The sequence below is a fragment of the Tardiphaga robiniae genome (assembly GCF_013359755.1).
Lineage (GTDB): Bacteria > Pseudomonadota > Alphaproteobacteria > Rhizobiales > Xanthobacteraceae > Tardiphaga > Tardiphaga robiniae.
On record NZ_JABMCJ010000013.1, the window covers coordinates 1 to 484 of the forward strand.

Consider the following 484-nt stretch of genomic DNA (forward strand, 5'->3'; position numbering starts at 1 on the left):
CACTCAGACCACGCTGATGCCCAGCGCCTGTTTCTTAATCACCATAACCTGCACATCGCTGGCAAACGTATACGGCGGAATATCTGCCGAATGCCGTGTGGACGTAAGCGTGAACGTCAGGATCACGTTTCCCCGACCCGCTGGCATGTCAACAATACGGGAGAACACCTGTACCGCCTCGTTCGCCGCGCCATCATAAATCACCGCACCGTTCATCAGTACTTTCAGATAACACATCGAATACGTTGTCCTGCCGCTGACAGTACGCTTACTTCCGCGAAACGTCAGCGGAAGCACCACTATCTGGCGATCAAAAGGATGGTCATCGGTCACGGTGACAGTACGGGTACCTGACGGCCAGTCCACACTGCTTTCACGCTGGCGCGGAAAAGCCGCGCTCGCCGCCTTTACAATGTCCCCGACGATTTTTTCCGCCCTCAGCGTACCGTTTATCGTACAGTTTTCAGCTATCGTCACATTACTG

1 protein-coding gene is annotated in these 484 nt (G+C 54.3%); it reads right to left on the reverse strand.

The window, feature by feature from the left end:
• Positions 1 to 3 precede the first annotated feature (3 nt).
• On the reverse strand, positions 4 to 484 hold a 481-nt coding region (locus HP556_RS00035), incomplete at its 5' end, for a DUF3672 domain-containing protein (RefSeq protein WP_246297167.1).